Raw genomic sequence first — 227 nt, forward strand, 5'->3', positions numbered from 1 at the left:
AGTCCGATAGCTCCGGTAAATCTGGACCCAATAACGGTATGTGATCAGGACAGCATTCCACAGAATGCCAGAACAACTGTTGATTTGACCCAGATGACCGCCGCTGTTTTAGCGCAACAAACAGGTGCAGCCACAGATTATACCGTGGAGTATTACACTACGGAGTTATTAGCGGAGCAGGGTACCTTACCAATTATAAACGACACCAATTATGTTGTTAATGATGG

General features: G+C 45.4%; 1 protein-coding gene. It reads left to right on the forward strand.

Annotated elements, in window-relative coordinates:
* A partial coding sequence (locus tag L1S35_RS13300) for an FIDD domain-containing protein (RefSeq protein ID WP_236401486.1) occupies positions 1-227 on the forward strand: 227 nt, incomplete at both ends.

This window comes from Flavobacterium anseongense (assembly GCF_021608185.1).
In the GTDB taxonomy this organism is placed as follows: Bacteria; Bacteroidota; Bacteroidia; order Flavobacteriales; family Flavobacteriaceae; genus Flavobacterium; species Flavobacterium anseongense.